The sequence below is a fragment of the Daejeonella sp. genome (assembly GCF_044232565.1).
GTDB lineage: Bacteria > Bacteroidota > Bacteroidia > Sphingobacteriales > Sphingobacteriaceae > Daejeonella.
Window position 1 is genome coordinate 1 of sequence record NZ_JBIILQ010000171.1, and the last position, 6,105, is coordinate 6,105.

Consider the following 6,105-nt stretch of genomic DNA (forward strand, 5'->3'; position numbering starts at 1 on the left):
AGCAGCTATATTAATCATGGTAGGTTATAAACTAGCAAAACCTGAGCTTTTCAAGCAGATGTATAAATTAGGATGGGAGCAATTTGTACCATTTGTAGCGACCGTTCTAGCCATTTTATTGACAGATCTACTTAAAGGAATTACCATTGGATTACTTTTTGGAATTTTCTATACACTACGTCATAGCTACAGGAATTCGCACCATTTGCAAACAAGAACAAGTACAGAAAAAGGTCAGAAAGTGTATCACTTATCCTTAGCTGAGGAAGTATCGTTTTTTAACAAAGCAAGTGTTTTGAAGGTTTTAGAAGATATTCCAGAAAACTCGAAGGTGATTATTGATTGTACAAAATCTAAATCCATTGCACATGATGTTATCGAGCTGATTGTCAATTATCGCACGAATGCAAAAACAAAAAATATTAACGTAGAAACCATCAATTTTATAGAACCAGTTAACATTTAATATAAATTAAATTATGAAAACACTAACAAAAGAATTACAAGATTCAATAACGCCAACTCAAGCTCTTGAGCTATTGAAAGATGGTAACAAACGATTTGTAAGTAATTTAAAAATTAACCGTAATCTGTTACAGCAGGCTAACGAAACATCCGACGGACAGCATCCATTTGCAGTAATCTTGAGTTGCATTGATTCTAGAACTTCGGCAGAATTAATTTTTGACCAAGGTTTAGGTGATGTATTCAGCGTGCGTATTGCTGGTAATATCTTGAACGAAGATATATTAGGAAGCATGGAGTTTGGCTGTAAAGTAGCTGGTTCAAAGATCATAGTAGTTTTGGGGCACACTAAATGTGGAGCTGTAAAAGGAGCATGTGATCATGTTGAAATGGGAAACTTAACCGCACTTCTAACAAAAATAAGACCTGCTGTTGATGATGAAAATACAGTAAAAGAAAATAGAAATTCAAGCAATTCTGAATTTGTTGAAAAGGTTTCCGCAATAAATGTGAAACGTACAGTGAAAGCAATCATGGAAAGAAGTCCCATTTTGAAAGAAATGATTGAATCCGGAAAAATTGGAATTGTTGGTGGCACACATGATATCGCTACTGGAGAGGTTGAGTTTTTTGAAGACACCTTGGTTTTAAATTAAACCATGTTTTAGGGGAAGGGGGCGCTTAAAAATGTCCCCTTTTTTTATTTTATACCTTTAGACAAGATAAAAGAAAATTTAAAAAACATTAAACCCAATATCATGCAGAAAAACTTAGTCCTATTGCTAATCCTAACCAGCATTGGAGCACCTTCTTTTTCACAAAACACAAGAATTAGTGACCCCAATACTATTGGATGGTATGCGTTTTCTGCAAATATTAAATTGAATAAGGTTTGGACCTTAAACTCGGAGTTTCAATGGCGACGAGATAAGTTGATAAGCAATCCCATGCAAAACCTTTTACGTTTAGGGATTAATTATAGTATAAATCCGAAATTTAGTGTTCGTGCAGGCTATGCTTTAGCAGAAACCTATAATTACGGAGATATTCCACTAAATAATTTAGGGAAGCAGTTCACAGAACATCGATCATGGCAAATGGTGAATCTGACGGATAAAATAAAAGCTTTTGAACTTAGCCATAGGTTCATGCTTGAACAGCGATTTATTGGCAGGTATTCTAATGCTCAAATGAAAAAAGAAGATCAATTTATCTTTTCTAATAGATTCCGCTATATGTTTCGGGTACAAGTGCCATTAAAAGGAAATACAATGGCTGATAACACGCCCTATTTAGCAGTTTATGATGAGCTATTAATAGGTTTTGGAAAGAATGTGAATGAAAATGTTTTTGATCAAAACAGACTGGGAATCCTTTTAGGATACCGTTTCAATTCAAAAACACGCATTGAAGGCGGATATTTGAATCAAATAGCGCAACTATCGAGAGAGGTAGAGGGAAGGAATGTATTTCAGAGCAACAAAGGAATATTAATCAGTACAATTTTAAATTTTTAATCCCCCAAGTGCCTCCATTTATTGGAAATAAGCTTCCTGAAATTAATTTTCAAAAAAATTACAATACAAACAACAATTCACCGAAATAAAATATTCGGTTTGCTACCTTTGCTAGCCATGGCAATAGATCTCTACAAACCTTTCGAGCGCTTAAGTTTTAGTAAGCAAAACTGCTTTTTAAGCGGAGAAAAACTTCAACATCAGGAGGAAGAGATCTCTGTTTTCCCGCTATGGCTCATGAAAGAATATGAGCTTCACGACAAGCAATTTAAGCTTTTGGATGAAAGCATGTCGACCTATGGCCACATGATGTTACCCTGTTCAACACGCATCAATAAAGAGATTATAGATCCTCTTGAACAGGAAATTAAAACAGCATTTTTATCTGGCTATAATGCAGTAAATGGACTTTCTGATTTAAAATTATTTCAGTGGATAGGAAAAATGGTTTATGGCATTTTATTCAATGAAATTCGCATTGGAATAATGCAGCAAAAAGCTAAAGGAGAGGAGTTTATATTCTCACAATCTCTAGTACATAAATTCGGAAACTTACATTTGATGCTTCAATCGCTTTCAAATCCCTTGGTGTTTGAAGGGAATCATCCATGGTCTATTCAAGTATTTAAAATCGAATCAAAACAGGATCTTTTCAATTATCGCGATGAAATAAACACCCTAAGTTATTCCTTAGCGATGAAGGATTTTGGAATTATTGCTTGTCTTCAAGATAATGGAACCAATGCCATTTACCACAAAGAAGTTTTAACTAAAATTCACAAAAACCCTTTACACCCAGCGCAATTTGAGGAGATTTGTGCCCGATTTTTTTACTCAAATTACCTATTCAATCGCTTGCCTGAATACACTATTATGCCTACCGATGAGGCCATTTATGTGGAAGCTATGCCCTTGAGGGGAATGAGCCATAAACCTCTATTTGATAATTGGCAGAATAAAACCTATGCCCAAGTACTAGAAAATTTCTGGAAACCTTGGGGAATTCTTTTATTCGAAATATTGAAAGATCCTGAAAATCCAATAAGCCATCTATTAGATGGAAATGGCAATTTAGTAGCTGCCGAAAAGGTTGATTTACCTTCCTAAAATTACCTAACCAATTACCTGTCTCACGAAATATGCTGCGATATCAGGGTAATATACAATCGTTATAAAAACTCCTGTTAAGGCGCCATAAAAGTGTGCATCATGGTTTATAGCATCTCTGGAATTGCGCGCCGCATACCAGCAGTAGCCTAAAAATAAAAATCCATAAATAACTGCCGGAATTGGTATTGGAATTGGAAAAATCATCATTTTATTCATCGGATAGAATAAAATATAACTAAAAACTACTGCGCAGACTGCACCAGAGGCCCCTAAACTATTGAACCAAAAGTCTTCCTTATGCTTAAAAATTGAAGTGATATCGCTTAAGATAATGCTTAGTATATATAAAACTCCAAATTGAACATGCCCCCAGCTACTCAATGAAACAAATGTTTTTTCGAGCGTAAAAGCAAAAAAGTAATAAGAAAGCATATTTACCAGAAGGTGAGTCCAGTCTTTGTGAATTAAACCACTCGTAATCACACTGTAAAGCCTACTCCCGCGACTTACACTGTAGGGATGGAGCATAAATTTTCCATATACATCCGCATTAGAAAAAGCATAAATACTTGTTACGATAGTAAAAATGAATATAATTGTTGCAACAGGCGTATCGTTAATAAAGCTTTCTATCATTTCAAATCTAATTTAATTGGCGATACCAATCGCCCAATGGGGTATCTTTTATGGGTTTTTTCGTAATATTTTGAATTACGATAAACCCAGTCGAGGGCCGAAAAATTTGCCAAGTTTTTAAGTTTTTCAAGTTTCAGATCTTCGGCTAATTTAGGATCATCTTTGAGAAGTTGAGCAGCCACATCCTCAAATACATAATCAGAAAAATGCTCCTTCTGTCCGAGTGTGGAATCGAAAAAATTCCAAGCAAAAAATGAGTCTGTAGCCTGTGGTTCAAGTGTTTCAATAATATAGCGGTTTTTTATCTGATCCGTAAAAACTAGGTAATCACCTTCATAAAAATTAACTTTTCGCATTTCAGCTTTTAGCTTAACCTGCGATTTTAAATAACGTCCTTCATATGGTGTCGATCCATTTTTATAATCTTCGATATAATACATTTCAAGATCTAACGCCACATCAGCTCTTAAACGCTTCATTTCTACACCATTTAATTGCAGAAGTTCAATTACCTTTTGCCATGCCTGCGGAATAACATACGCAATAGGCTTATTTACTGTTAAAGATGGCCTATAATCATCAAAAACTTTAATATCACGCTCGAAAGGTTCATTACGGTCGTAATAAAGGCGTGATTTACCACTTACCTCGCTTGTTTTATATTTAGCTTCAAAACCCTTAAATGAAAATGTAGAAAATGTATCCGTGTTCAATGTCCATCTTAAAGGGAATAGCTCTTGATTTTTTACTGCTTCATCAGCTTTCCTTTTTGTTTCACCAATTATGACCGCATCCTTTTGGATGGTAGAAATTACATGAACCATAAATTGCTGAGTACTTTTTACCCGTTGATCGAAAGGTTTTAGCATGTGCGTTTCAGGAATAAAACCAATGGTATTGTGAAGTGCCGCATAACCACTTGAATAACGAGGTGTTTCCAAAAAGCCGACAATACCAGATTCGGGAGTTTCACCCATACTGTTTACATAAGGGGTTAAATCGTATCCTGATTCCTTCATTTTAGTATAAAGCTCAGGTAGCATTTTAGTGCTTAGATAGTTTGATAAAACAGAATTTAACTTATCCTTCTGAGAGGGAATTAAAGTCATAATATATTGGTAATCGGCACCATTGCTAGTGTGATTATCCATAAAAACATCAGGCTGCCAAGTTGTAAAAATCTTTTGGAATGATCTTGAGTTTTGTGAATCTGACTTAATAAAATCTCTGTTTAAATCAAGGTTTTGGTAATTACCTCTAAAGCCATAAGCTTCGGGCCCATTTTGATTAACACGAGATAAACCGCGGTTCAACATCCCATCAATATTATAAATAGGAATAATACAAATAACTACATTATCCGGAATTGAATTCTTTTCAAGCAGATCCCTTACAAGCATCATGCTGGCATCTATTCCTTCAGGTTCACCTGGATGTATGCCATTATTAATCAAAAGGATACGCTTATTTTGCTTTCGAATAAGCACGGGATCAAATACTTTATCCTTCGACAAAACAATTAACTGCAAAGGTTTGCCTATGTCGGTCGGACCATAATCAATTACCCGCATTTGGTCATATTTTTGATCTAAAAGGGTATAAAACTCGACCAATTCTTGATAGGTGGCACTAAGTTTATTGTTTTTTTCAAAAGGGATAACTTGAGCCCATGCATTTTGAATGCAAACAGCTAAAAAGAGAAGAATTAAGGTTTTTTTAAGCATAGTCGTAAACACAAATATAATATCAATACACAAGCTTATTGATAATATTGGGAGATTAAGAGAATTTTAGAATTAAAGTTTTACGGCTAAAATAAAATTTTTACAAAAAAAGCCATTTATATGCAATATAACATGTTTTTAATTATATAATAAAAAGCAAGCTCCCTTTTGCTTAGAATCAGTTTTTATATTTTCATTGCCTTGAATCCCAGTTCAATTGACAGTAGATATTAAAATCTGCAAAACGCACAAAAATAATCTCCCGCAGATTAACGCCGATCAGCGCAGAAACAATCTGCGGAATTCTGCGACATCTGCGGGAAACAAAAATCGTCCACTCACAGACCCTTCCCAATCGATTTTCCGCCTTGGCTGGTGCGGCAATGACAAGCCTAGCTTTCGCAGAACCTTTCATAGCATCAGACGCAGCGGTGGTTGTTATTCGATTGTTGTTTATTGTTTTTTAAAGGTTCTCATGGTCTCGGCGAAGAGCCTCGGCATGTTTACTTTTTCATCCAGGAAAAAGTGAATAGGCCCCCCGCGGCTATGAGCGGGAAAAGTCATTAAAACTCCAATTTCTCTTATAAAACCCGAATCCAAAAAAAATGAATTCTCTTTCTTTTGAAGTCCAAAAGAAACAAAAGCCCTTTTTT

At 35.2% G+C, this 6,105-nt stretch carries 6 protein-coding genes and 1 pseudogene; 4 read left to right on the top strand and 3 right to left on the bottom strand.

What is annotated here, in order from left to right; all coding sequences use genetic code 11:
• The 4 genes and pseudogenes from ACILQF_RS09565 to ACILQF_RS09580 form a co-directional block, all read left to right on the top strand.
• Positions 1 to 466 (top strand): annotated as a pseudogene (locus tag ACILQF_RS09565) (SulP family inorganic anion transporter); the annotation flags it as partial.
• 13 nt (positions 467 to 479) lie between these two features.
• Complete coding sequence (locus ACILQF_RS09570) at positions 480 to 1,121, top strand: carbonic anhydrase family protein (RefSeq protein WP_395627187.1); 642 nt, start codon at positions 480 to 482, stop codon at positions 1,119 to 1,121.
• A 102-nt stretch (positions 1,122 to 1,223) separates the two neighbouring features.
• On the top strand, positions 1,224 to 1,982 hold the full coding sequence (locus ACILQF_RS09575) for a DUF2490 domain-containing protein (RefSeq protein WP_395627188.1): 759 nt from the start codon (positions 1,224 to 1,226) through the stop codon (positions 1,980 to 1,982).
• 117 nt (positions 1,983 to 2,099) lie between these two features.
• Entirely contained in the window at positions 2,100 to 3,089 is a 990-nt protein-coding gene (locus ACILQF_RS09580; protein WP_395627189.1) for a hypothetical protein, read from the top strand.
• 6 nt (positions 3,090 to 3,095) lie between these two features.
• Here the strand turns inward: ACILQF_RS09580 and ACILQF_RS09585 are convergent, their stop codons facing one another.
• The 3 genes from ACILQF_RS09585 to ACILQF_RS09595 form a co-directional block, all read right to left on the bottom strand.
• A complete protein-coding gene (locus tag ACILQF_RS09585; RefSeq protein WP_395627190.1) occupies positions 3,096 to 3,728 on the bottom strand; it encodes a rhomboid family intramembrane serine protease in 633 nt (210 codons plus the stop codon).
• Positions 3,725 to 5,452: a M14 family metallopeptidase gene (locus ACILQF_RS09590; protein ID WP_395627191.1), complete on the bottom strand. Its 1,728-nt coding sequence runs from the start codon at positions 5,450 to 5,452 to the stop codon at positions 3,725 to 3,727. Before ACILQF_RS09590 ends, ACILQF_RS09585 begins: the two co-directional genes overlap by 4 nt.
• A gap of 453 nt (positions 5,453 to 5,905) precedes the next feature.
• A partial coding sequence (locus tag ACILQF_RS09595) for a hypothetical protein (protein WP_395627192.1) occupies positions 5,906 to 6,105 on the bottom strand: 200 nt, incomplete at its 5' end.